The organism is Oenococcus alcoholitolerans (genome assembly GCF_051852995.1).
Taxonomy (GTDB): domain Bacteria; phylum Bacillota; class Bacilli; order Lactobacillales; family Lactobacillaceae; genus Oenococcus; species Oenococcus alcoholitolerans.
The window spans coordinates 1,363,704-1,387,143 of record NZ_CP176042.1; the positions used below are offsets into that span (position 1 = coordinate 1,363,704).

The 23,440-nt window shown below is 41.5% G+C and carries 26 protein-coding genes; 4 read left to right on the forward strand and 22 right to left on the reverse strand.

Features of this window, described 5'->3' with window-relative positions; translation table 11 throughout:
* Window positions 1–11: 11 nt before the first annotated feature.
* From ACKP2L_RS07450 to fabZ (ACKP2L_RS07550), 21 genes are all read right to left on the reverse strand, one after another.
* Complete coding sequence (locus ACKP2L_RS07450; RefSeq protein ID WP_439425229.1) at window positions 12–1,028, reverse strand: L-threonylcarbamoyladenylate synthase; 1,017 nt, start codon at window positions 1,026–1,028, stop codon at window positions 12–14.
* A gap of 45 nt (window positions 1,029–1,073) precedes the next feature.
* The gene (gene prmC, locus ACKP2L_RS07455; protein WP_439425230.1) at window positions 1,074–1,904 is read right to left on the reverse strand and encodes a peptide chain release factor N(5)-glutamine methyltransferase; all 831 of its coding nucleotides are present in this window, start codon (window positions 1,902–1,904) and stop codon (window positions 1,074–1,076) included.
* A gap of 11 nt (window positions 1,905–1,915) precedes the next feature.
* A complete protein-coding gene (gene prfA, locus ACKP2L_RS07460; protein WP_439425231.1) occupies window positions 1,916–2,989 on the reverse strand; it encodes a peptide chain release factor 1 in 1,074 nt (357 codons plus the stop codon).
* Between the two features lie 80 nt (window positions 2,990–3,069).
* Window positions 3,070–4,239 (reverse strand): mannitol-1-phosphate 5-dehydrogenase, encoded by a 1,170-nt coding sequence (locus ACKP2L_RS07465; protein ID WP_439425232.1) that lies wholly within the window; start codon window positions 4,237–4,239, stop codon window positions 3,070–3,072.
* Complete coding sequence (locus ACKP2L_RS07470) at window positions 4,236–4,685, reverse strand: PTS sugar transporter subunit IIA (RefSeq protein WP_439425233.1); 450 nt, start codon at window positions 4,683–4,685, stop codon at window positions 4,236–4,238. Before ACKP2L_RS07470 ends, ACKP2L_RS07465 begins: the two co-directional genes overlap by 4 nt.
* Complete coding sequence (locus ACKP2L_RS07475) at window positions 4,682–6,229, reverse strand: PTS sugar transporter subunit IIA (protein ID WP_439425234.1); 1,548 nt, start codon at window positions 6,227–6,229, stop codon at window positions 4,682–4,684. The genes ACKP2L_RS07470 and ACKP2L_RS07475 overlap by 4 nt, the downstream gene beginning before the upstream one ends.
* 85 nt (window positions 6,230–6,314) lie before the next feature.
* Window positions 6,315–6,767 (reverse strand): hypothetical protein, encoded by a 453-nt coding sequence (locus ACKP2L_RS07480; RefSeq protein ID WP_439425235.1) that lies wholly within the window; start codon window positions 6,765–6,767, stop codon window positions 6,315–6,317.
* Window positions 6,768–6,785: 18 nt separating this feature from the next.
* Entirely contained in the window at window positions 6,786–8,570 is a 1,785-nt protein-coding gene (locus ACKP2L_RS07485) for a PTS mannitol transporter subunit IICBA (RefSeq protein ID WP_439426227.1), read from the reverse strand.
* Between the two features lie 227 nt (window positions 8,571–8,797).
* A complete protein-coding gene (gene accA / locus ACKP2L_RS07490; RefSeq protein ID WP_439425236.1) occupies window positions 8,798–9,568 on the reverse strand; it encodes a carboxyltransferase subunit alpha in 771 nt (256 codons plus the stop codon).
* Window positions 9,561–10,436, reverse strand: coding sequence for an acetyl-CoA carboxylase, carboxyltransferase subunit beta (gene accD / locus ACKP2L_RS07495; RefSeq protein WP_439425237.1), 876 nt, complete (start codon window positions 10,434–10,436; stop codon window positions 9,561–9,563). The genes accA and accD overlap by 8 nt, the downstream gene beginning before the upstream one ends.
* Entirely contained in the window at window positions 10,433–11,815 is a 1,383-nt protein-coding gene (locus tag ACKP2L_RS07500; protein WP_439425238.1) for an acetyl-CoA carboxylase biotin carboxylase subunit, read from the reverse strand. The genes accD and ACKP2L_RS07500 overlap by 4 nt, the downstream gene beginning before the upstream one ends.
* A gap of 10 nt (window positions 11,816–11,825) precedes the next feature.
* The gene (fabZ, locus tag ACKP2L_RS07505; protein ID WP_439425239.1) at window positions 11,826–12,275 is read right to left on the reverse strand and encodes a 3-hydroxyacyl-ACP dehydratase FabZ; all 450 of its coding nucleotides are present in this window, start codon (window positions 12,273–12,275) and stop codon (window positions 11,826–11,828) included.
* 5 nt (window positions 12,276–12,280) lie between these two features.
* Window positions 12,281–12,775, reverse strand: a complete 495-nt coding sequence (gene accB, locus ACKP2L_RS07510) for an acetyl-CoA carboxylase biotin carboxyl carrier protein (protein WP_439425240.1) — start codon at window positions 12,773–12,775, stop codon at window positions 12,281–12,283.
* A 2-nt stretch (window positions 12,776–12,777) separates the two neighbouring features.
* Complete coding sequence (gene fabF, locus ACKP2L_RS07515; protein WP_439425241.1) at window positions 12,778–14,010, reverse strand: beta-ketoacyl-ACP synthase II; 1,233 nt, start codon at window positions 14,008–14,010, stop codon at window positions 12,778–12,780.
* Window positions 14,011–14,039: 29 nt separating this feature from the next.
* On the reverse strand, window positions 14,040–14,771 hold the full coding sequence (locus ACKP2L_RS07520; RefSeq protein ID WP_439425242.1) for a 3-oxoacyl-ACP reductase family protein: 732 nt from the start codon (window positions 14,769–14,771) through the stop codon (window positions 14,040–14,042).
* A complete protein-coding gene (locus ACKP2L_RS07525) occupies window positions 14,772–15,725 on the reverse strand; it encodes an ACP S-malonyltransferase (RefSeq protein ID WP_439425243.1) in 954 nt (317 codons plus the stop codon). It abuts the gene before it with no gap.
* Entirely contained in the window at window positions 15,715–16,674 is a 960-nt protein-coding gene (locus ACKP2L_RS07530) for a nitronate monooxygenase (RefSeq protein WP_439425244.1), read from the reverse strand. The genes ACKP2L_RS07525 and ACKP2L_RS07530 overlap by 11 nt, the downstream gene beginning before the upstream one ends.
* Window positions 16,675–16,676: 2 nt before the next feature.
* The gene (locus ACKP2L_RS07535) at window positions 16,677–16,928 is read right to left on the reverse strand and encodes an acyl carrier protein (RefSeq protein WP_439425245.1); all 252 of its coding nucleotides are present in this window, start codon (window positions 16,926–16,928) and stop codon (window positions 16,677–16,679) included.
* Window positions 16,929–16,959: 31 nt separating this feature from the next.
* Window positions 16,960–17,928, reverse strand: a complete 969-nt coding sequence (locus tag ACKP2L_RS07540; protein ID WP_439425246.1) for a beta-ketoacyl-ACP synthase III — start codon at window positions 17,926–17,928, stop codon at window positions 16,960–16,962.
* A complete protein-coding gene (locus tag ACKP2L_RS07545; RefSeq protein ID WP_439425247.1) occupies window positions 17,925–18,389 on the reverse strand; it encodes a MarR family winged helix-turn-helix transcriptional regulator in 465 nt (154 codons plus the stop codon). The genes ACKP2L_RS07540 and ACKP2L_RS07545 overlap by 4 nt, the downstream gene beginning before the upstream one ends.
* Window positions 18,390–18,468: 79 nt before the next feature.
* On the reverse strand, window positions 18,469–18,909 hold the full coding sequence (gene fabZ / locus ACKP2L_RS07550; protein WP_439425248.1) for a 3-hydroxyacyl-ACP dehydratase FabZ: 441 nt from the start codon (window positions 18,907–18,909) through the stop codon (window positions 18,469–18,471).
* 172 nt (window positions 18,910–19,081) lie between these two features.
* Here fabZ (ACKP2L_RS07550) and ACKP2L_RS07555 point away from each other — a divergent pair, with 172 nt between their 5' ends.
* On the forward strand, window positions 19,082–20,059 hold the full coding sequence (locus tag ACKP2L_RS07555) for a biotin--[acetyl-CoA-carboxylase] ligase (RefSeq protein ID WP_439425249.1): 978 nt from the start codon (window positions 19,082–19,084) through the stop codon (window positions 20,057–20,059).
* An 8-nt stretch (window positions 20,060–20,067) separates the two neighbouring features.
* Complete coding sequence (locus ACKP2L_RS07560; RefSeq protein WP_439425250.1) at window positions 20,068–20,610, forward strand: biotin transporter BioY; 543 nt, start codon at window positions 20,068–20,070, stop codon at window positions 20,608–20,610.
* A gap of 45 nt (window positions 20,611–20,655) precedes the next feature.
* Here ACKP2L_RS07560 and ACKP2L_RS07565 read toward each other — a convergent pair whose 3' ends face one another.
* Window positions 20,656–21,252: a thymidine kinase gene (locus ACKP2L_RS07565; protein ID WP_439425251.1), complete on the reverse strand. Its 597-nt coding sequence runs from the start codon at window positions 21,250–21,252 to the stop codon at window positions 20,656–20,658.
* Between the two features lie 45 nt (window positions 21,253–21,297).
* On the opposite strand from ACKP2L_RS07565, the gene ACKP2L_RS07570 reads away from it, so the two are divergent.
* Window positions 21,298–22,668: a MurT ligase domain-containing protein gene (locus ACKP2L_RS07570; protein WP_439425252.1), complete on the forward strand. Its 1,371-nt coding sequence runs from the start codon at window positions 21,298–21,300 to the stop codon at window positions 22,666–22,668.
* Entirely contained in the window at window positions 22,665–23,399 is a 735-nt protein-coding gene (locus ACKP2L_RS07575) for a type 1 glutamine amidotransferase (protein ID WP_439425253.1), read from the forward strand. The genes ACKP2L_RS07570 and ACKP2L_RS07575 overlap by 4 nt, the downstream gene beginning before the upstream one ends.
* The last annotated feature ends 41 nt before the right edge of the window (window positions 23,400–23,440 follow it).

Genomic DNA, 23,440 nt, shown 5'->3' on the forward strand with positions numbered 1-23,440 from the left:
TTTCTATACTATCATTGAATCGATAAATGCTGACCGCCAGCTGACTTTTCTAAACGATTCATATAAGCCTCGCCAATGCCTTTTTTAGCTAGTGACTGGACGAAGATCCTTTCGATCCCTTGACGATCATCAAAAGCACGCAAGGCAGAAAAAAGTTCTTCGGCTGCCGTTTGCGGAGTAGCACCCAAAGACCAGCTGTTATAAGCAGGCAAACCGAAGAAATAAAGGAGCTGCTCATAAGCAACGACTGCATCTGTCTCATTCAATCGATCTTTTAATTCCTGCTTATCCAAGGGATCAAAGATCACGACCGGTTTAGATGGCGCATAGTGGCGATATTTCATGCCGGGTGCTTTAGGAGCAGAGGATGCAGATAAGGCGATCGGCGAAGTCGGATCGATGACCTTTTGGCCGATAACCTGAGCGATCTGGTCGGCACTAACAGCCCCTGGTCTTAAAATAGCAGGATCAGCGACAGAAAGATCAACGATGGTCGATTCGACCCCGACCCGACTAGGCCCATCATCGATAACTGCATCGATCCGGCCATCCATATCATGCAAAACATGGGCAGCAGTCGTCGGGGATGGCTTTGTAGAAAGATTAGCAGAGGGGCCGACGATCGGGTTATTAAGCAAAGTTATAAGCTGACGCGTAACTTTGCTATCGGGATTTCTGAAAGCTGCAGTATTCAAACCAGCGGTCACATTTTTTGGCAAAACTTGATCATCGACCAAAGGCAGCAGCAAAGTCAGCGAGCCTGGCCAAAAAGTCTGCATCAATTTTTTTGCACGAGCATCGACTTTCGCAAAGCGATCGACCATTTCCGGTCCAGACACCGTGACTATCAGCGGATTGTCATGCGGCCGGTTTTTAGCGGCAAAAACCTTATCAACGGCTGAAGCGTTCGTAGCATCGGCACCGATCCCATAAACAGTTTCAGTCGGGAAAGCGACAACACCGCCGGCGGCTAAAATACCAGCTGCCTTATCCAAATCTTTATCATTAGCTTTCAAAACATCTGTCATTCTTTATTTTCTCCAATATAAATCAGTCGTACAAACGACCTAGTTTCAATTTCGCCAGGCAATAAAGCGGTCAAGACCATCAGCGTCTTTAAAAATCTGTATTTCTGAGCTAGGAAAAACATTTTTAACGAGCTTAGAAATATCCTTGCCCTGACGGTAATCCATTTCCAAAATAGCATAGCCGTCGTTTTTTAAATGTTCTGCGATCTGCGGGATCAGCCGGCGATATATATCTAACCCGTCAGAACCGCCGTACAAAGCCAGATCAGGTTCATATTCAGCGACTGATTTTTCAAGGTCGCTTGAATCATTTCTAACATACGGCGGGTTGGATACGATCAGATCAAATTTACCATTGATATCGTCCAAAAGATCCGAGTGCAAAAAGCTGACTTGATCAGCCTGCAGTTTTTTTGCATTTGATTTAGCTACTTTTAAAGCTTTATCGCTGATATCTGTTGCCAAAACTTTTTTACAATCGAGTTCCAAAGCCAAACTGATCGCAATATTACCGCTGCCGGTACCAACATCCAAGATCGAAAAATCATCACTCAACGGTACTAAAACCGCATCTTTAACATGGTCGATAAGATCATTAGTTTCAACTTCTGGAATCAAAACATTTCTATCGACATAAAAAAACCGACCATAAAACTCAGCAAAACCTAAAACATATTGAACTGGTTCACCTGCCTCGACCCGCTTAAAATCTCTCACTAGATCGTCTTCTTGATCGGAAGATAGTTCGCTTTGAAAATTTAAAAGAAGCTGAGTATTGTTAAAATTTAGTTTTCCACGCAAAAAAGTATCGATGATCTGCGGATCGATCGGACCCTTAAAAAATTCATTTCTCAGCTGGCGAATAGTTGACATCATGTCTATTATAATTAAATCATTTCCTCTAAGCGCTTTGTTTGGTCGGCGATTATCAAAGCATCGATGATCTCTTCAAGATCGCCATCGATGACCTTATCCAGTTTATTCAAAGTTAAATTGATCCTATGATCAGTGACCCTGTTCTGTGGAAAATTATAAGTACGGATCCTCTCAGAACGATCGCCTGTACCAATTTTAGTCCGTCTGTCCTGATCATATTGCTGGCGATTTTCCTGGGCAAAATGATCATAAATACGCGAACGCAAAATCTGCCAAGCCTTAGCTCGATTTTGTTGCTGCGAGCGCTGATCCTGCATTTCGACTTTTATGCCTGTTGGTATATGGACCAGTCGAACAGCCGAACTAGTTTTGTTTATATGCTGTCCTCCGGCACCAGAAGAACGATAGACATCTTCGCGCACATCTTTAGGATCGATCAAATCGTCAGTATTGACATCTTCATATTCCGGCATAACGGCGACAGTAGCCGTACTGGTGTGGATACGTCCTTGTGTTTCTGTGACCGGAACCCGCTGAACACGATGAGTACCCGATTCGAATTTTAATTTGCTGTATACTTTTGAACCTGATATATTTGCAACGACTTCTTTAAAACCGCCCGCTTCGCCTTCAGTATGATCAACGATTTGAAAATCCCAGCCTTGAGATTGAGCGTATCGAGAATACATATTTAAAAGATCACCGGCAAAAAGGTTGGCCTCATCCCCACCGGCTGCACCGCGGATCTCCATAATGATATTTTTATCATCATTAGGATCTTTCGGCATCAAAGCGATTTTTATTTTTTCTTGCAAATTTCGTTCCCTTGTTTCCAAATCAGAGAGCTCATCTTTGACTAAAGGAGCCATTTCCTTATCCGATAAAAGTTCCCGATCCTCTTCGATCTGTTTTCTGATTTTCTGATAATTTTGATAATCATTGACAACTGGTGTTATTTCCGCAAGTTCTTTAAGATATTTAGTATAGCGATCGCTGTTAGAAATAACATCCGGATCAGAAATCAGCTCATTTAATTCGTCGAATCTTTGCACGACCTTTTCAATTTGAGCAAAAATTTTATCCATCCCTTCCAGTATACTTGCTGAACTTTTGAAAAAACAAAAAACACCCAAAGGTGTTTTAAAATGGTTGTAAACTATCGATATCAGGCACTTGCAGCATGAGCATGAAGAGCATTTTGATAAGATAGTTCGATTTGATCGATCAACTGCTGATCACTGAGACCAGTAGTGTTTTGTATGACTTCTCTTATCGGCATATCTTTGATCATCTGCATCAGCTGGCGGCTTTCTGAATCCTCAGCCTGATCAAAGGTAAAAATCTTGCCGACTGTATCAAGCAAAGCGGTGTATTTCAAATTGCGTGCTTTTGCTTCTCTGATAGGTTGAATAAACCTTTCATTATAACTAAGTTTTCTGATCGGATTTCTGCCGACTCTAGCAATATCATCAGACAAATGTTTATTTTGAAAACGTTTTATGATACTCATCTGATATGCTTTGTGCTGTTCCGGATCAAAATGCCACTTAGCGATCAACAGATCACCGGTTTCTTTGAGAACAGCTTTTAACTGATCGAGTACGATCGGATCAGCTATCGCCGAATTTATATCGGAATAGCCTTCATATTTGCCTGTATAAGCGACTGTGGCATGACCGGTATTTACCGAGAACAGCTTGCGCTCAATAAAGGGTTCTAGATCAGCTGCATAGTGAACAGTCTTAAGCTTTAATTGTGGATTTTTCATCTGGCTTTGATCGATCACCCATTCCTTAAATTCGTCGACTGTGACAAACAAAGGATCAACATTTTTCTGACGAGGCACGATCCTATCAACAGCTGCGTTTGGAAAACCGATATTTTCATCAGCGAATTTTTTTACCGCTGGATCCAAATTTTCGTAAACATATTTTTTAAGCATTTGGCTGGCACCGATCATGTTTTCGCAAGCTATGACATCGATTTTCTTTAAGTTACCAGCTTTAAATCTATTAGCGATGCCTTGGGCGATCAAAGGAGCAATGATCGGCAATATTTTTGGACCAATGGCAGTAGTAACTATATCAGCAGTCGCAATGGCAGCCGCAGCTTCATCATCAGGATCCTTGCTGTTATTGATGCCGTTAACATTTTCAACTTTTATTTTCGTTTGAGCATCATTAGCAAGCTGGATCGTATATGAATTCCTGGAATTAAGCTGGTCGATAATGACCGAATTAACATCGATGAAAGTGATTTGAAATCCGTTATCCGCCAACGTTTCGCCAATGAAACCTCTTCCTATATTTCCTGCACCAAAGTGAACTGCTTTCATGACTCATGTACCTCCTGTAATAAATTGATAATGTCCTCAGGTTTCTGGGCATCGGCCAAACGAACAACATTTTCAACATCACTGCAAAACAAAGCGATCTGAGACAATAAATTTAAATGTTCACCATTGATCCCGGCAATGCCGAAGACAACAGTGACCAATTGTTCTTCGCCATTTTGATCAGAAAAATTTACACCATCCGGAAATTGAACTACTGATATCCCGGTTTTTTTGATAAATTTTTTGCCATCCTCAGTCCCATGAGGAATAGCTATAAAATTACCCATATAGGTCGAAACATCAGTATTTCTTTCGATCATCGAATTCACATATTCCGGTTGAGCAATGCCGCCATCGACTAATAATTTTCCAGCTAGTTTGATAGCTTCTTCTTGATTTGCGGCCTGCTGGTTAACAAGGATCATGTTTTTATCTAAATTCATCATTGTGACAACTCACTTTCTTTATTTATTTCTATTTGTTTAAGAAATTGATCGGCGATCAGATCTTTGATCGTGGCTTGATCCGCTTTTTGATAAATTTCAAGATTATGATGACTAGAGACTATCGAACTGCTTATCGAAGCCATTAGGTTATTTTCAAAACCGTCCATTGAATCGGGTGCGGCCATCAACAAAATGCGTTTTATCTGGATATTTTGATAATCCATCGATTTCATCATTATCGGATGTTGCAATTGGTAAATGGAAAAAAACGGGAATTTAACACTGCTGTCAGTCGTATGGATCAAAGCGACTGAGCTATCCGGAATGCCTACTGGAGCTTGATCGACTCTTTTGAGCATTTTTTCAATAACTGTTTTTTTATTGCTTATTAGGTCTGTTGGAATAATGCTCAAGATTTTTTGCAGTATATCCTTCAGGTCTGTTTTGCCTTTGTAATCGATCTGCTCAAGCTTTATTTCCGAAAGCAGTTTTTGACTTAAATCTATCTGCTTAGACATATTTGAAAGATAAACTGAAGAACTAGCAGGATCTTGAGCAACATTTTTCAAATTAAAATGTTTAACGGCTGTTTTCTTTATCTTTGAAACATAATCTTTGACCTTAGCGATTTCATTACTAAGCAAAAGCGGACTGACGATAAGGTAATTCCAATCAGAACCCGGCAGATCGATAGTTGAAAGGATCAAGTCAAACTTGCTTGGATCGATTTTTTGAAGATGAGAAACTTTGGCTATTTCAACGTCACTAACGATCGGTACTTCTTGTTTCAAACGGTTTTTAAGAATGCTTGCGGCTCCCAGACCGTTAGCACAAATGACCAGAGCGCGCAAACCGTTTATATTTTCAGAATTTTCAAAACTATTAGCAAAATAAAGCAAGATCAAGTCTTTTTCCGCATTTGGAAAATAATTGTTTTGAAAAGTCTTAGACAAACCATCACTAATGGCATCTAAAAGTTCTGGATATTTATCAGATACTTCATCAAGAGTGCCAACTTTGTCTGCTGGAAAACTCATATCGTTATGTCGTAAAAGCAATGAAATATGAGATGAAAGTCTTGAGAAAAGATTGATATCACGGCTGAAATTCCAGCCAACTTGATCGGAAACCAGCTGAATAAGCTTTTTAACCAACAAATTGACTTTCAAATCGAAGAAATTATCCCAAGATCTCGGGTCCACCCAATAATCAAGAGCTTTGAACCTTGCTGATAAGAAATCTATTTCCGCAGTAGTGACCTTGCTTTTAATAGCTGGATTATATTTTTGAAAGATCGACAAAGCTTCACGGCGATATTTAAAAAGATTTTGCGGTTCTTTTATTGGATATTTTTGTAAAGCGTGTTTTTGTAAACGGAGCAATGATATTGATAGGATCAAAACTAATTGAACTTCCTGAACATCAGATCTTGTCTTGTTCGTTAATTGCGTCTCTTGCAAAACTTGATAAGATTTCTGCAAAATATTTTTAGGAATCAGCTTTGCAAAAAATGATCGATCTAAACTTTCAGAATCACCGGACAAATAGCGGAAAAATTCATAGGCATTTAATTGACTTGCTAAAATACCAGCTAAAACTAATCTTCTTTGAACTTCATCGCCAAAAATTTCAACACCAACAGCTTTTTTTAACTCTCAGTTGCAAACCATAATTTAAAAGGGCCTTTTCGACTGATTTTAAATCAGACTGGATCGTACCTTCGCTGACTTCCAGTCTTAAGGCTAATGACAATATCTTTCTCGGCTGATCATCCAATAATAGGATAGAAACGATTGCCGCTTGTCTTTGCCTGACAGTCAATTCGGGTTTAGAACTTTGGCTGTACAAAGTGCCGAGCAATTTTTCGAGTTCGTCTTTTTTTCCTTCAAGCGAATAAACACCATTGTGATCCGCTAATTTTATCCGTCGTGCTTTTAGAAAATTATCAATCAACGGTAATTCTCGATAGACCGTTCTTTTGCTGGCAGCGGTCAAATCTGCTAGGTCTTTGATCTTCAAACCATCAGATCTGGTTGCTAACTGAAGTAGGATATTTTTTTGTCGCTGTGATAATAGAGACACTATGATCACCTTCAAAAATCATTTGATACTACTGATCAATTTAGCAAGCTGATCAGTGTCGATCAAATTATCCAAACCTATCAAATGAGCTTTCGAGAATCGATCGCCTTTATTCCTCTCTATATCTTTAGTAGTGATTACCAGTTTCCCCGGCTCATCACTTATCTCTTCGATGTTTAAGACTTTAACAGGAATGTCTTTTGCAAATCTTTTTAGATTATTTTTAAATAAGGAAGCGGCCATCGTTGATGATCCCTTTATTTGTCCGACATAAGCAAAGTCGATCTCAGAAATATCAGAGTAGGTGATTCCCTCATTTTCATTTGTAGAAAGAGTATCGGAACTTTGACCATTTAAAATAGGTGTTTCATTTTTTTCAGCACCGTTATTTTTAAAAATGTTGATGATCTCATCATATTTATCGCTATTCAAGAAATTACCAACGGAAACGTGTTGAGAAGATGGTGATTTTTGCATAGCCCGATCTGCCAGACCCTCCTGAGTTATAACAAGAGCATCAGGTTCGTCCTCCAAATGACTGATGGAAGTGTTGGTGATCGGAATATCGTTTAGTCCAGCTTTTTTGAACTTATCACGCAGTAAAGAAGCACCCATTGCTGATGAGCCCATTCCCGCATCGCAAGCAAAGATAACTTTCTGAATATTGTCGGCAGTATTTGCCGATACATTTCCAACACTAGTAGAAAAGCCCTTAGATTCAGCTTTCATTTGCTGCATTTTTGCTTGACTGGAAGCCAAGTCTTGATCTTCACTTTTATCAAATTTAAGTACGATCGCCGCCACTATAAAGGAAACGATAGCTGATGCGATGACTCCGATTATGATCTGCAGATAATTGCCGCGCGGTGTCATCAGTAAAACAGCGATTATAGAACCAGGCGAGGCAGCTGCTTTAAGTCCGGTGTTTAAAATAGAAAAAGTAAAGGTTCCGGTAACTCCACCAGTAATTGCTGCTAAGATCAAAGCTGGTTTCATTAAGATATAAGGGAAATATATTTCATGAATACCGCCAAAAAATTGAATAATGGCAGCACCTGGTGCAGAAGCTTTAGCCATACCCTTTCCAAAAAATATCAGGGCAAGCAATATTCCCAGACCTGGACCTGGATTGGCTTCAAGTAAAAACAGGATCGATCTGCCAGATGCAGCTGCTTGCTGAATACCTAATGGAACTAATATTCCATTACCAACGGCATTATTCAAGAAAAGAACTTTAGCCGGCTCAATAAAAATATTAGCAAGCGGCAGCATTCTGACTGAGATTATCCAATTGACGCCTTCACTGATTAAGTTGTTTCCAGCTACGACTAAAGGATTAACGATAAATAGACCAAATATTGCTAATAACATACCGATTATGCCGGCAGAAAAATTATCGTAAAGCATTTCAAAACCGGTTTTAATACGCTGTTTAAAAATTTGATCAAATTTTTTAATAATCCAGCCGCCCAAAGGGCCCATGATCATAGCTCCCAAAAACATTGGGATGTTAGATCCGACTATGACACCCATCACGGCGATCGCGCCGACAACTGCTCCGCGTTCTTCGTAGACCATTCGGCCACCAACATAAGCGATCAAAAGCGGTATCAAATAATTTTTCATCGGATCGATCAAAGTTGCTATATGAGCATTTGGAAACCATCCGGCCGACATAAAGATAGCAGTGATCAAGCCCCAAGCTATTAAAGCTGAAATATTGGGCATTATCATTCCGCTGAGCTTAGTACCGAATTTTTGCAAATTTGTTTTAACAGATTTATTTTTTTTAGAATTCACAATCTGTCTTGAATCTGAAATTTTTGCTTCCATTATTGCCTCCTTTTCACTAACTAATTGTAGTTTTGGGTGTAAGCGTTTACAACACTAACTAGATAGGGTTTCGGCAAGATTAAAAGTGACATATCAAATGATTAAAATCACAATTTTTGTGAAAAAAATATAAAAAAAGAGAGTTTGTGAACTCTCTTTAAAAAATAAAAAAAACCGGTAAATCCGGTCATTAAGTATTAAAATTTTCTAAATCGTTGATAACGCAAAGTTACCAAATCTTCGGCATGTAATGAACAAAGCTCTTTAAATTTCAAAAAAAGATCCCTTTGAAGGCTTGCAATATCCAAAGGTTCAGGAATAATTTTTTCAACCACTTTAGCATTCAACAAATCATGAGGGGTAAGACCCATGATCTCAGCAGCTTGGGGTGCTTTAGCCGAATCTTTCCATAGGATCGAGGCAAAACCTTCTGGCGACAAGATCGAATATTCGCTTTTTTCCGTCATCCAAACTTGATCGCTGCTGGCCAAGGCCAGAGCACCTCCGCTTCCGCCTTCGCCAAAAATAAGGGAGATTATTGGTGTTTTTAGATCCATCATTTTGGCAATGCTATCAGCGATCGCCTCTCCTTGTCCTCCTTTTTCAGCATCGGCACCAGGGAAAGCACCAGGTGTATTGATCAAGTTTATGACTGGGCGATGGAAAAGTTCAGCCTGTTTCATCAAACGAACAGCTTTTCGATAACCCCAAGGTTCTGGGCTGCCAAAATGTGTTGCCAGCCGATCTTTTACTTCGTGACCTTTTTGTGTCGAAATCAAAGTTACCGGGTAGCCAAGCAAAAAACCAACACCGCCGATTATGGCAGGATCATCACCGCTGTTGCGATCGCCGTGAAATTCATGAAAATCACTGACCAGCTGGTTAATAAAACTTCGACTATCAGTTTTTTCATCCCCACGCGCGGCCTTGACTATTTCTACCGCTTTTAAATCATTCTCTTCAGACACGATTCGTATCCTCCCATGCATTTGGTCTATTGACCTTAAGCAAAAACTCAAGTTCGGAAAGGAGCTTAGGCCGCGGCACGATCTCATCAAGAAAACCATTTTTTTGCAGTTCTTCAGCACTCTGAAAATCATCCGGTAATTTGCTGCCGATCGTCTGTTCGATCACTCGGCGTCCAGCAAAACCGACCAAGGCCTTAGGTTCAGCTAATGTCACATCTCCCTCCATTGCAAAACTAGCAGTGACACCGCCAGTCGTGGGGTCTGTCAAAACAACGATATAAAGTAAACCAGCTTGCCGATGGCGATTGATCGCTGCCGAAACTTTTGCCATCTGCATCAAAGAATTTATCCCTTCTTGCATCCGCGCTCCGCCTGAAGCAGTAAAAAGAACTACCGGCAAATACTGTTTAGTCGCTTTTTCAAACAAACGAGTAAGTTTTTCTCCGGCAACAGTACCGAGACTTCCCATAATGAAATAAGGATCCATGATGCCAAGCGCTATTTTTTGGCCGCTTTCTAAAGTAGCTTCACCGGTCAAAACGCTATCATTCAGCTTAGTGGTTTTTTGTGCTCTTTCCAATTTTTCTTTATAACCGGGAAAATTCAACGGATCTTCAGTTTCAAGGTCGCTGTCCCATTCAGTAAACTTTTTTGCTAACAGTTTAAGTCTTTTTCGAGCAGGTATCCTAAAACCGAAACCACAATCAGGGCATATCTCATAGGGTCCCAGCCGACGGTAATAAAAACGACTATGGCACTTAGGACACTCACGCCAGATACCGCTTGGTATCTGCTGAGAATATCGGTTAAGTAATTTATCAGTTTGCTGTTTGGAATAATTTTTAAGCAAATCGAACCAAGTCGTCATTTAGTTTCCTCCTCTTTTACAAGCTGCTGCCAAACTGGAGCAAATTTCTTTTCGATAAACTCCGTATTGGCCATCCCTTGAAGCACCGTTGGTGTATGTAAAAGAGCTTTATGATACTGAGCATTAGTCTTGATACCATCGATAGTAAACTCATCAAGCATTCGGTCCATGATCGAAAGTGCCTCGTGACGATTTTTGCCATGGGCGATCAATTTAGCGATCATAGAATCATAAAACGGCGAAATAACACTGCCGGAGTCAACTCCTGAATCCACCCTTGCACCCAAGCATCCGACTGGAAAATGGATCGATTTTATCAAACCGGCTTGCGGCATGAAATTCATCGTTGGGTCCTCAGCGTTTATTCGGCATTCAATAGAAGTTCCGTTGACCTTGACGTCTTTTTGTGAGATCGGCAATTTTTCGCCGGCAGCAACGATCAACTGTAATTTAACGATATCAAAACCAGTGACCATTTCAGTTATCGGATGCTCGACTTGAAGACGGGTATTCATTTCCATGAAATAAAAATTATGATCTTTATCCATCAGAAATTCAAAGGTACCAGTATTCAAATAGTCGATAGCATCAGCTGCCTTGGCGGCCAAAGACATTAAATAATGGCGCTCTGATTCATCAATGACCGGACAGGGACTTTCTTCGACCATTTTTTGATGATTGCGCTGCAGCGAACAATCTCTTTCAGGAAAAGCAACGACGTTACCGAATTTATCACGGATAACCTGAACCTCAACATGCTTTGGATCAGTGATTATCTTCTCCAAATACATATCCTGATCATCAAAAGAAAGCTTTGTCTCCTGCTGAGCTTGGTCGAATTTTTCTAATAATTGTTTCTCGTTGGCGATTTCGCGGATCCCTTTGCCGCCCCCGCCGGCAGCAGCTTTTAACATGACCGGATAACCGATCTGTTTTGCTACTTGCAGAGCCTCATGACTGTCTTCAATTGCTTGCTGGCTGCCGGGAACTACCGGAATACCATGGTCTTGCATCGCTTTTCGTGCATTTGATTTGTTCCCCATCAGCTCAACATTTTCAGCTTTCGGTCCGATCAAAACAAGTCCGCATTCTGCGCAGACGCGAGCAAAATCAGTATTTTCTGACAGAAAACCAAAGCCCGGGTGAACAGCTTCCGCACCAGACAAAACTGCAGCACTGACGATATTTTGTATATTAAGGTATGAATCAGTCGGTTGAGGTCCGCCAATGCAAACAGCGATATCAGCTAACTTTACATGAAGGCTATCGCGATCGGCAGTTGAATAAACAGCAACTGATTCGATTTTCATTTCACGCAGGGCCCGAATTATTCGAACAGCGATCTCGCCGCGATTTGCGACCAAAACACGTTTAAACATCAATTCTCCTTTATCCGATCAAAAACAAAAGATCTGCTGAACAAGCTTTTTCCCCGTCAACGGTAGCCAAAGCCTTAGCGCTGCCGATATTATCACGAAGTTTTACTAACTTTACTTCAAGCTTTAAAACATCCCCAGGACGAACCATACGGCGAAACTTAACTTTATCAACGCCGCCGAAATATGGAGTTTTGCCTGCAAAACGATCCATTTTCAGTAGAGCGATCGCACCTGCTTGAGCCAATGATTCTACGATCAAAACACCCGGCATAACGGGATTGCTTGGGAAATGCCCCTGAAAGAATTCTTCATTGACAGTAACGTTTTTTTGCGCAACTATTTTTTCTCCAGGAACTAGTTCCAAAACACGATCGACCAATAGCATGGGATAGCGGTGAGGCAGAGTCTGTTGGATCTCGACCGCATTCATAACCGGTTCATTTGATTTAGTTTCTTCCATATTGATTAATTTTCCTCCTTGATCTTGATTAAGGGCTGTCCGTAATCGACCATTGATTCATTATCAACTAAGATCTCATCAACGATACCGGAGATATCGCTTTTGATTTCCGTCATCATCTTCATCGCTTCGATCACACAAACCACCTGACCGCTTTGAACCCGATCACCGACCTTAACATAGGCCGGGGCATCCGGTTTTGGCTGCAGATAAGCAACACCGACCAACGGTGAATCGACCGTTTTAAAATCATCATCAGCCGTTTTGCTTTCATTCGGCTGGTCGTTAGAACTGTTATCAGCAGTTTGATCAGATTTTTGCCTGACAGCTTCTTCTGCAGGTTCGCTTTTGGGATCCTTTGTTTGAGTTGCTGGTGCTTTAGGCTGCGAAACATTATTTTTTGATAAATGAATGCTTAAACCGTCTAAAGTCAGGTCTAACTCACGGATGGAGCTATGGTCTATTTGGTCGATCAGCTCTTTTATTGCTTTTTCATCCACTTTCAATCACTCCATTTTTTAAAGGCAAGAACAGCATTGTGACCGCCAAAACCAAAAGAATTACTCAATGCATAGTCTACTGATCTGTTTTTGTTGCCATCGTTTACCAAATTAACATCACATTCCGGATCCTGTTCAATGATACCGACATTCACCGGAAGCTGAGAATCATTGATAGCACTGACTGTTGCTACCGCTTCTATTGCCCCGGCAGCGCCGAGAAGATGACCCGTCATAGATTTAGTACTGCTTACCAAAACATCATTGTCCTTACCAAAAAGTTGGTTAATAGCAGCTGATTCCGCTGAATCGTTCCCCTTAGTTGCCGTACCATGGGCATTGATGTAGCCGACCTGTTCCTTCTTTATTCCTGCTTCTCTGATGGCTAGATCCATTGCCCTGGCTGCTTGAACGCCAGATGGATCCGGACTGGTAATATGGTATGCATCTTCAGTTGCACCATATCCAACGATTTCGCCAAGTATCTTTGCGCCGCGAACTTGAGCATGTTCAAGAGATTCCAAAACCAAAGTCCCTGCGCCTTCGCCCATTACAAAACCGCCGCGATTTTTATCGAATGGCAAAGAAACCTTTTTTGGATCAGTTTCGGTGTCCAAAGTAGATAAAGCAGCAAAACCGCTGATACCGATCTCATTGATAGATGCCTCTGAACCGCCTGTCAGCATTATTTCAGCCCTGCCGGATTGAACAGCTCTAAAGGCCTCGCCAATAGCATTAGCACCCGAAGAGCAGGCCGTAACGATCGTCATACATACGTTTTTAGCGTTGAAACGAATAGCCAGGTTGCCGGCAGCCATATTAGCGATCGCCGTAGGAACAAACATTGGAGAAACACGATCATCGCCTTTTTCGTGCATACGGATAACCTGGTTTTGAATAGTCGTCAAACCGCCGATACCTGATCCATAAATAACACCGAATTGTTCAGGTTCTAAGTCATCATCCTTAAAATCAGCTTGCTCTAAAGCTTCCAGCGCTGAATAAACTGCCAGCTGCGAAAAGCGATCCATCCTCCGCAAATCTTTTTTTCCAAGACGCTTTAAAGGGTCAAAGTCGGCTGCTTCTCCAGCCAGACTGACGCCGGTAGCACTAGGATCGAAAGTGGAAATCGGTCTGAAACCAACCTTTTTTGCTTTCATCCCGGCAACGAATTCTTCAACAGAACTTCCTAATGGAGTTACTGCACCCATTCCGGTAATCACTACTCTTGTCATATCTTCTCCTTTTAAAATTTGCGATCTCCTTAAGCCATAGTCAAGCCGCCGTCTACGGTAAGAACTTGGCCAGTGATGTAATCATTTTCAGCCAGAAAGACGGCCGTTTTAGCAACATCTTCAGGTTTGCCAAAATCACCCAGCGGAATCTGTTTTTTTAAATTATCTTGATTTTTTTCTGATAAAACGGAAACCATATCAGTATCGATCATGCCGGGAGCGATCGCATTACAACGAACATGTCTTCTGGATGCTTCACGGGCGAGGCTTTTTGTAAAACCGATCAGAGCAGCCTTGCTTGATGCATAATTTATCTGGCCGATATTGCCGATCAAAGCGACAACACTGGATAAATTGATAATGACGCCGGCTCGCTGCTTGTACATCAATTTCAACGCCGGCTGAGTTACGTTAAAAGTCCCGATCAAGTTCGTTTCGATCGGAGCCTTGAAATCTGCCAAACTCATTCGATTAGCTAGCATGTCGCGAGTTATGCCGGCGTTATTTACCAAAATGTCCAAACTGCCAAACTTATCCGCTGCCTGCTGAACCAAATCAGCAGCTTGCTGAGCATCAGCGACATCCCCGGAAATAATGGCGATACGCTCGCTATCTGAAAAGTCTTTTAAAATAGAATCATCTATTTGATGACGGCTGTTCAATATGACTTTAGCACCGGCTTGATAAAATGCCTTAGCAACAGCTAAGCCGATCCCGCGGCTGCTGCCGGTTACAAGCACGACTTTATCTTTGATCTCCATTTAAGAATCCTCTCTTGAAGCCGAAAGTTCATAGACAGCTTTATTCAGTGAATCTAAATCGTTGACTGCATAATATCCATGGAGCTTCAAAGTTTTCTTGGCAAAAGAAACCAAGGAGTGGCCTGGTCCTAATTCAATAACATCAGTCACACCCATTTCGTTTAATCTGCTCAAACAATCAGTGAATCTAGTTGCTTGGATCATTTGCCTGCTCAACAATTCCTGCATATTGTCTAATTCAAAAGTCCGGCCGCTGGTATTGCTGATAACTGGGACAGTGCTTTGCTGAAAAGGCACTTGCGACAGCTTTTTGACAAAAGTCTGGTTTGCCCATTCCATCAACGGCGTATGAAAAGCACCGCTGACTGCCAATGGTACGATCCTGGAAACTCCGGCATCCTTTAAAATTTCAACCGCTTTAGAAACTGCCCGGCGATCACCGCCAATAACAGTTTGCTTAGGGAAATTATAATTAGCCGGCACCGCTTTCAAACCAGTCGATTCGGAAGCTTTTCGGCAGCTTTTTTCGATCAGATCGATATCCGAGGACATTACAGCAGCCATTGATCCGGGAAATTTTTCACTGGCATCCTGCATCAATTCACCGCGATTGGAAATCAATTTAAAAGCAATATCCCAATCAATACTTTGGCCTGCAGTCAAGGCACTATATTCGCCAAGACTCAAACCAACCAAGGCTGCTGCCTTCGGCAATTGCTTATTGATCGCTTGGTAAAAAGCTGTACTCAAGGCAAAAATAGCCGGCTGTGCAATTTTGGTCTCAGACAAACGTTGGTCGCCATCTTGCCACATTTGCCAGTAATCAGTTCCTGATTCAATGAAAGCGCGCTGAAAGACATGTCTAAAATCAATATTATCTTGGTAGATCTGCGGATCGATCGGCTGGATCTTTCCACCTTGTCCGCTAAATAGATATGCAAGTTTAATAAGCAAAACCTCCAGAAAGAAGATGTTCAGCCTGGCTAGTCACTTCTGCTAATATTTGAGCTGCTGGTTCTTCTTTTTTTACAAGCCCGGAAATTTCACCAGCCATATAAGAACCAGTTTCGTTATCACCAGTCAAAACAGCTCGACGCAAACTTCCATTGCCTAATTCTTCAACTCCGCTAAAATCAGGATCGTTTTTTTGCGCCTCGTTTTTTTCATCTCTAACGAATTTAACAGCCATTTTATTTTTCAAAACTCTTGCTGGGTGGCCGGCATAGTTACCGGTTACCAAAGTATCAATATCTTTTGCCTTCAAAACGGCCTTTTTATATTTAGGATGAACATGCGACTCAGTTGCTACTAGAAAACGAGTGCCCATTTGTACGCCTTGTGCACCAAGCATCAAGGAAGCTGCAAGGCCGCGTCCGTCACCGATACCGCCAGCAGCAATAACAGGGATATCGACCGAATCAACTACCTGCGGGACTAAAGCCATCGTAGTCATCCGGCCGATATGGCCGCCGGATTCCATTCCTTCGGCGATAACAGCATCAACGCCTTCTCTTTCCATCAAGCGAGCCATGCCGGTAGAAGGTACGACCGGAATAACTCTGATATCGGCATCTTTAAATGATTCCAAATATTCTGACGGATTACCGGCACCAGTAGTGATCAAAGCGATCGAATCTTTTTCTTCAAGGATCACTTTTACAACATCTTTTACATGCGGCGAAAGCAGCATGACATTAACGCCAAAAGGACGATCAGTCAAAGACTTAGCAACATCGATCTCATGTTTAACGATCTCAGCTGGGGCATGGCCTGCACCAATGATCCCCATTCCACCGGCATTTGAAACAGCGGCTGCTAATTTACCATCAGCTACCCAAGCCATTCCGCCTTGGAAAATCGGATAACGCAAGCCCAAGCTTTTAAAAAATGGACTTAATTCCATATTTATTCTCCTTTAGAAGCAGACAATTGTTTATCAACAAAATTAACAAGATCACCAACGGTATTAAGACCTTCTTCAACTTCGATCTTGACATCCAGCTGGTCTTCTATTTCGTTCATGACTTCAAAAACATCCAAACTGTCGGCATCAAGATCATTTTTGATATCTGTGTCCATCGAGATCTTATCAGCGTCTTCTCCGGTTTGGTCTGCAATTATGTCTCTAACTTTTTCAAATAATTCTTCTTTAGTCATTTTTTTCTCCATTAAAATAAATAATTTTTGATCAATATCTATAAATAACCGTGCCGACGCTAAGTCCGGCACCAAAACCACTGAATACGATCAGTTGGCCTCTTTTGACCAGACCCTTTTTGACCGAAAGGTCTAAAAGGGTCGGGATACTGGCGGCCGAGGTATTTCCATAGTCTTTTAAGCTGCTCAGAAAAAATTTTTGCGAAACTCCTAGAAGATCAGCAACTTTGTCGATGATCCTTTGATTGGCTTGATGCAATAAAAACCAATCGGCGTCAGTGATTTTCAGCTTTGCCTTGGCAAAAGCGTCGCTGATCGACCGGGAAACTTGCCGTGTCGCAAAGGAATAGACAGCATGTCCATCCATTTGAAAATAAGGACTCCCAAGTTTTTTTTGACCCCATCCTTGACGGGGTAAAAATCCGGCAGTCAAATAATCAGCATCCCCAGCCAATGTCTTTAAATCACTGGCTAATAAACGCTCATCTTCATCAACGGCTTGAACCAAAACTCCTCCGGCTCCGTCGCCGAACAAAACAGCTGTTCTTCGATCTTGCCAATCCACTAATTTTGAAAGTGTTTCAGATCCAATGACGATCCCATACTTGCAATCGAGGCTGTTGACCAAACCGGAAGCAGTTGTAAAAGCAAAGGCGAAACCGGAACAAGCTGCATTTAAATCAAAAGCGGCGATCCCATTTAATCCGGCAAGCTGCTCAGCTTTGGCAGCTGCAGCCGGAGCGGTCGAATCCGGCGACATAGTAGCCACGATGATAAACCCGATCTCAGCTGGATCGACTTGGCTTTGCAGCAGCAATTTTTTAATGACGCCGGCAGCCAATGAGGCTGTAGTCTCTTCGACAGCGATATGACGATTTTTTATTCCCGTCCGACTGGATATCCATTCATCAGAAGTGTCCATGATCTTTGAAAGATCATCATTACTAACGATTTTTTCCGGTAACTGACTGGCAGTATTGACGATTTTGATCGTTTTCAATTCTCGTGGCCTCCCTTGTCATCAGTGATCTCAAGAAAAGCTCTTAAATTGAGCAGAGACTTTTCGATTAAATCAACTTGATCATCATCCATGCCTTCAATAAAACTTTCTGTCATATGGCGATGAAAAGACTCATGTGCTCTGTAGATCAATCGGCCCTTTCTTGTCAGACCTAATCGAATGACCCGCCGATCATCATTAGACTGCAGTCGAACAACATATCCCTTGCGGACCAAATTATCGATCGAAGCCGTAACGGTTCCAGGCGAAAGTTTTAATTGACGTGCAACAGCTGTCGTGGTCTTGTGATCGTACATCGTGATCGCATCGATCGTATGGACCTCTTTAACGCTAATATCTCTAAATTGGCTTTTGCGAAGATATCTTTCTTCAACTTGCAGGATCTCGTTATAAACGGAAATCAGCATAGAACTGATTCGTCTAATTTTAGAATTATCCATTTGTTTATCCTAAATTATTTTGTTGTTCAAATAGTTCAAACATCAAAATATTATCAATGCAGAAGCCCTTTTTCAAGTATCAGTCAGCAGCAGCTGCCGGTGAAACGACAAAAAACAATTGTGCTGAACATAGCTGCTCATCAGCAACGGCCGCAGTACAATCGACTATTCCCATATTTTCACGAACTTTATTCAAAGTGATTTTAAAATCTAATCGTTCGCCGGGCAGAACAGATCTTTTAAAGCGTGCCGAATGTATTCCGCCCAAATAAGCCGTTTTACCAGCGAATTTAGGTGATTTCAAAATCATGATCGAAGCAGCTTGTGCAAGCATTTCGATCAGGAAAATATTCGGGACCGCTTTGATGTCTTCACGTCCGCGCATAAATTGATCATTGATCGTTATATTTTTAAAAGCTTCGATCGATTGATCCGGTACGAAATCAGTTACACCGTCGATCCAAGCGATCGGATAGCGATTAGGGATCAATTCAGCGATCTGCTGTGCATTCATCAACATTGATCACAAACCTCCTAAAAGTATTTCAAACATCAAAGTGTTTGTGAGTTGTATGATAACAACTGAACAATATGATGTCAATTTTTAGCGATTTTGACAGCTAAGAATGGGATATTTAGTTCAGAAACTTGACAATAGTAAACTTTTTTATAAGAATAGGTTAACGTTTGTGATGAAAGAAAACTCAAACAAAAACAAACTCAAGGATTTTCTCAGTGCTAATCCGCAAAAATGGTATTCCGGCAACGATTTAGCCCAAGCATTAGCTATCAGCAGGACTGCCATTTGGAAACTGATCAAACAGCTTTCGCAAGAAGGACTAGAGATACAAAGCCGCCACCATTTAGGCTATCGGCTGCTTTTAAGCGACCATCTGAATAAAACTTGGATCGCAAAAAAAATCAAAAAAGACCTGCCGCCAAGCCGTTTGTTTATTTTCCCAACGATCGACTCGACTAATATTTTTGCTAAAAGAGAAATCTCTGAACACAACGATCGTATCGTGATCGTGATCGCTGATCGGCAAACTGAAGGTCACGGCAGGTTTCAGCGAAAATTTTATTCTCCGGCCAAAAGCGGCTTATATCTGAGTATCGCTATCCCTTTAAAGGGCGACCAAACGGTGTCGGCTGGTTTATTGACGACCGCAACAGCTGTCGCAGTCGGTAGATCCATCAAGGAAGTTTTCGGTGTTCAATTAGATTACAAATGGGTCAATGATCTGTATCTGTCCGAACGAAAAGTCGGCGGAATACTGACCGAAGCGATCACTGATTTCGAATCCAACAGCATCAGTTCTTTAGTCGTTGGGATCGGCCTTAATTTAAGCCTTGATCAAAATGAATTGCCGATCGATCTTCGCGATAAAATTGCCGGGATCGCCGAAAATGGCCAAGAAAAAAGAAATCAGATCGCTGCGGCGGTTATAAATAATTTTTTCAAATTATTTAAAAATTACCAAGACGGCCGATTTCTTGATGAATATCGCAAAAATTCGTTTTTGATCGGTCGAAAAATACAGGCACACAGCGGACAAAGGACTGTTGCTGGAACAGCGATCGCTATCGATGATCAGGGATCACTGATAATTCTTGAGGAAAACAAAAAAATCAAGATCCAAAGTGGCGAAGTCACCAAGGTCGATTTTTAGGAGAAAAAATGTTTAAGAAAATTTTTAGCAAGTTGTCATTACCGATTTCACTAGTCGTATTTATGGCACTGAGCTCACAAGCAACTATTCCGATCGGACCGATCCCGATCACTGGTCAAACACTGGCCGTAGGGCTGATCGCCAGTTTGGCAAGTCTGCCAGTCGGCCTGTTGACGATTGCTTTTTACATCCTTTTCGGTGCCATCGGTATACCGGTATTTGCAAACGCTCATGCTGGTCTCGGTGTTATATTCGGCCTTAGCGGCGGATACATTTGGGGATTTTTCATCTATCTGCTGATAACGAAAGTTATTATGGACAGAAGCAAAAATTCAATTCCGTTAGTAGTTCTGGCAAACAGTTCCGCTGCGGTCATCCAACTTTTCATCGGTGCTTTTTGGATGATGTTTTATGCTCACATGACTTTACCTGCTGCGATCCAATTAGGCGTGCTGCCGTTTTTGGTACCAGGAGCATTAAAAATCGTTTTCATTACCGGATTAACAGCTTTGTGCTGGCACTATTATCCAAAACTGAAAGCAATCATTTGACAGCAATAAAAAAGAACCTTTCTTGGTTCTTTTTTTATTTAAAAATCAATTAGAAAAGAGCTGCTCGATCCGTTTCATATCAGGGTGATACCAATGTTTGCGGCAAACAGGAACATATGATTCATTGCCGCCGATAAAAACTTGATCGCCGGTATACTGCGGCTTGCCGTCAACGACACGCAATTGAGTTATCGCCTTTTTTCCGCAAAAAGTGCAAATCGTTTTCATTTCTTCCAATTTATCTGCGATTTCAAATAACCTTTTCGACCCCGGAAAAAGTTGATTGAAGGCATCTTGGCGCAAACCGAAAGTCATGACCGGAATATTAAGTTCATCAACGATCCTAGCTAGTTGATCGACTTGTTCGGGCTGCAAAAACTGTGCTTCATCGATCAAAACAGCCGCTAGATTTTCATGATTTTTTAATACTTTTTGATAAATATTTTCATCTTTGGCGATCGCGGCCGCTTTTCTTTTGAGGCCGATGCGGCTGTATATCACGCCGACACCGGAACGATCGTCAACGTCCGGCGTCATCAAAAGGACTTTTTTGCCCTGTGATTCATAATTATGAGCGACTTTCAAAATCTCGATAGATTTCCCTGATCCCATTGCCCCATACTCAAAAAATAGTTGTGTCATGGACTCAATTATATCAACCAAATATCATTAGCTTATAATCTATTTATGACATTACGCAGCAAATTTGCTCTTTTTACCGGTACAGTCAGTTACATACTGCTGCACCAGATCCTAAGACGCGGCGGAACTTCTCTGCCTGGAAAAATAGCATATAAGATCGACTCCGATCTGCTGGGCGAATATGCCGACAAGATCGAAACAGTCATTATCAGCGGCACTAACGGTAAAACCTTGACAACAGCTTTAAGTGCGAGGGTTTTACAGCAGACAGGGCGGCAAGTCATTACCAATCCTTCCGGATCGAACATGGTCCAAGGTATTTTTTCAACTTTTTTATCCAATCGCAAGCAAATTAAAAATTCATTAAAGAAGGGACAAAAACCGATCGCTGTTTTGGAGGTCGATGAAGCCAACGTTAAAAAAATCTCTCAAGGATTAAAACCCGGTTATTACTTGCTGACAAATATTTTTCGCGACCAAATGGACCGCTATGGAGAAATCTATACCACTTATGAAAAAATAACTGACGGCATCAAAGAATCAAAAAAAGCTGTTGTGATCGCTAACGGCGATTCGCCGATCTTTGCAAGAAAAGACTATCCGAACAAAGTCATATATTATGGATTCCAAACTGATAAAGATGATCCGAAAAACGATTTTCGAGCACCAAACAACACTGACGGCATATTAGCGCCAAGCGACGACCAAGTGCTTCATTATCATTATCTGACCTATGCCAATCTGGGTGATTTTTTTCTTCCCGACGGCTCTTTTAAAAGGCCTGAACTTAAATACGCAGTTGATAAAATAGATCAATTGACACCGAGTTTTTCCAAATTCGAGATCCGCCATCAAAAGTTTCTTCTCCCCCTAGGCGGCTTGTACAACATATACAATGCACTAGCAGCCTATAGTCTCGGCAAACAATTCGGTTTGAGCGATCAGCAGATCTATCAAGCTTTAAATGAAGACTCAAGAATATTCGGGCGTCAAGAACAGATCAAAGTAGGCGATCATCTATTAACGATCGTTTTGATAAAAAATCCAGTCGGAACTAACAGTGTCATTGACATGATGATGACTGATAGCGAACCATTTTCTCTAGTGATGCTCTTAAACGCCAATTATGCTGACGGTATCGATACCAGTTGGATCTTTGATGCTGAGTTCGAAAAATTGCATCAGACTGGTTTGAAAAAAATCATCGTCGGCGGACAGCGGTATAAGGATTTCAGTGTTCGAATGAAAATGGCCGGTTTTTCCAACCAAATAATCGAGAAAGATTTCGCTGAATTAGTCGACCAGATCCAAAAACTGCCGACTAAAAACGTTTACGTAGCAGCGACTTACACAAGTATGCTGATGTTCCGTCAGGAATTAGCCAAAGCGGGCTTTGCTAAGGAGAATTTTAGATGACTGAATATAAACTAAACCTAGGCCATCTTTATGGCGACTTGATGAATACTTACGGCGACTATGGCAACTATTTAGCTTTAAAATATTATGCAGAACAAATCGGTGTCAAGATAAACTATAAATTGATTTCTTTGCATGATCCTTTCAAAGCCGATGATTACGACATCCTGCTTTTTGGCGGCGGTCAAGATTATGAAGAAGAGGTCGTCGCCAAGGACTTGCCTCAAAAAAGCGGCGAGATCAAAAAATATATTGAAAACAACGGCAGCCTGTTGGCTGTTTGTGCAGGATTTCAATTATTAGGTTCCACGATCCAATTTGCAGACGGCAAAACTATCGAAGGGATCGGGGTAATGCCGCACAAGACAGTAAACCTCAATTCTCCAAAATTAACAGATCGGATGCGCGGCAAGCGTCTGATCGGCAACATCGTCATCAAAAACAATGAAAACGGCGAAACATATCATGGTTTTGAAAATCACCAAGGGCGTACTTTCCTGGGCAAGGGAGAAAAAGCATTAGGGACGATCGTCTCCGGCAACGGCAATAACGGCGATGACAAAACCGAAGGCGTCATTTATAAAAATGTCTACGGTACCTATTTTCATGGACCGATCTTGACCAGAAATGGAAACCTGGCAAAAAGGATCTTAGCGACTGCCCTAAAAAAACGTTATCCGGAAATCGATTGGACTAAAAAACTTTCTCAAATCCCGACAGAAACTTTTTAACAAAAAAACGAGCTCTTAAAGGGCCCGCTTTTTTATTTAAA

What these genes read in the sequence shown, in the direction of transcription:
- ACKP2L_RS07570 (WP_439425252.1), top strand. Translation starts at nt 21,298, where the DNA reads ATGACATTACGCAGCAAATTTGCTCTTTTTACCGGTACAGTCAGTTAC.
- ACKP2L_RS07520 (WP_439425242.1), bottom strand. Translation starts at nt 14,771, where the DNA reads ATGGAGATCAAAGATAAAGTCGTGCTTGTAACCGGCAGCAGCCGCGGG.
- ACKP2L_RS07555 (WP_439425249.1), top strand. Translation starts at nt 19,082, where the DNA reads ATGAAAGAAAACTCAAACAAAAACAAACTCAAGGATTTTCTCAGTGCT.
- ACKP2L_RS07560 (WP_439425250.1), top strand. Translation starts at nt 20,068, where the DNA reads ATGTTTAAGAAAATTTTTAGCAAGTTGTCATTACCGATTTCACTAGTC.
- ACKP2L_RS07545 (WP_439425247.1), bottom strand. Translation starts at nt 18,389, where the DNA reads ATGGATAATTCTAAAATTAGACGAATCAGTTCTATGCTGATTTCCGTT.
- ACKP2L_RS07530 (WP_439425244.1), bottom strand. Translation starts at nt 16,674, where the DNA reads ATGGAATTAAGTCCATTTTTTAAAAGCTTGGGCTTGCGTTATCCGATT.
- prfA (WP_439425231.1), bottom strand. Translation starts at nt 2,989, where the DNA reads ATGGATAAAATTTTTGCTCAAATTGAAAAGGTCGTGCAAAGATTCGAC.
- fabZ (WP_439425248.1), bottom strand. Translation starts at nt 18,909, where the DNA reads ATGTTGATGAATGCACAGCAGATCGCTGAATTGATCCCTAATCGCTAT.
- prmC (WP_439425230.1), bottom strand. Translation starts at nt 1,904, where the DNA reads ATGATGTCAACTATTCGCCAGCTGAGAAATGAATTTTTTAAGGGTCCG.
- ACKP2L_RS07575 (WP_439425253.1), top strand. Translation starts at nt 22,665, where the DNA reads ATGACTGAATATAAACTAAACCTAGGCCATCTTTATGGCGACTTGATG.
- ACKP2L_RS07450 (WP_439425229.1), bottom strand. Translation starts at nt 1,028, where the DNA reads ATGACAGATGTTTTGAAAGCTAATGATAAAGATTTGGATAAGGCAGCT.
- ACKP2L_RS07535 (WP_439425245.1), bottom strand. Translation starts at nt 16,928, where the DNA reads ATGACTAAAGAAGAATTATTTGAAAAAGTTAGAGACATAATTGCAGAC.
- ACKP2L_RS07465 (WP_439425232.1), bottom strand. Translation starts at nt 4,239, where the DNA reads ATGAAAGCAGTTCACTTTGGTGCAGGAAATATAGGAAGAGGTTTCATT.
- fabF (WP_439425241.1), bottom strand. Translation starts at nt 14,010, where the DNA reads ATGACAAGAGTAGTGATTACCGGAATGGGTGCAGTAACTCCATTAGGA.
- ACKP2L_RS07500 (WP_439425238.1), bottom strand. Translation starts at nt 11,815, where the DNA reads ATGTTTAAACGTGTTTTGGTCGCAAATCGCGGCGAGATCGCTGTTCGA.
- ACKP2L_RS07565 (WP_439425251.1), bottom strand. Translation starts at nt 21,252, where the DNA reads ATGACACAACTATTTTTTGAGTATGGGGCAATGGGATCAGGGAAATCT.
- ACKP2L_RS07470 (WP_439425233.1), bottom strand. Translation starts at nt 4,685, where the DNA reads ATGATGAATTTAGATAAAAACATGATCCTTGTTAACCAGCAGGCCGCA.
- accD (WP_439425237.1), bottom strand. Translation starts at nt 10,436, where the DNA reads ATGACGACTTGGTTCGATTTGCTTAAAAATTATTCCAAACAGCAAACT.
- fabZ (WP_439425239.1), bottom strand. Translation starts at nt 12,275, where the DNA reads ATGGAAGAAACTAAATCAAATGAACCGGTTATGAATGCGGTCGAGATC.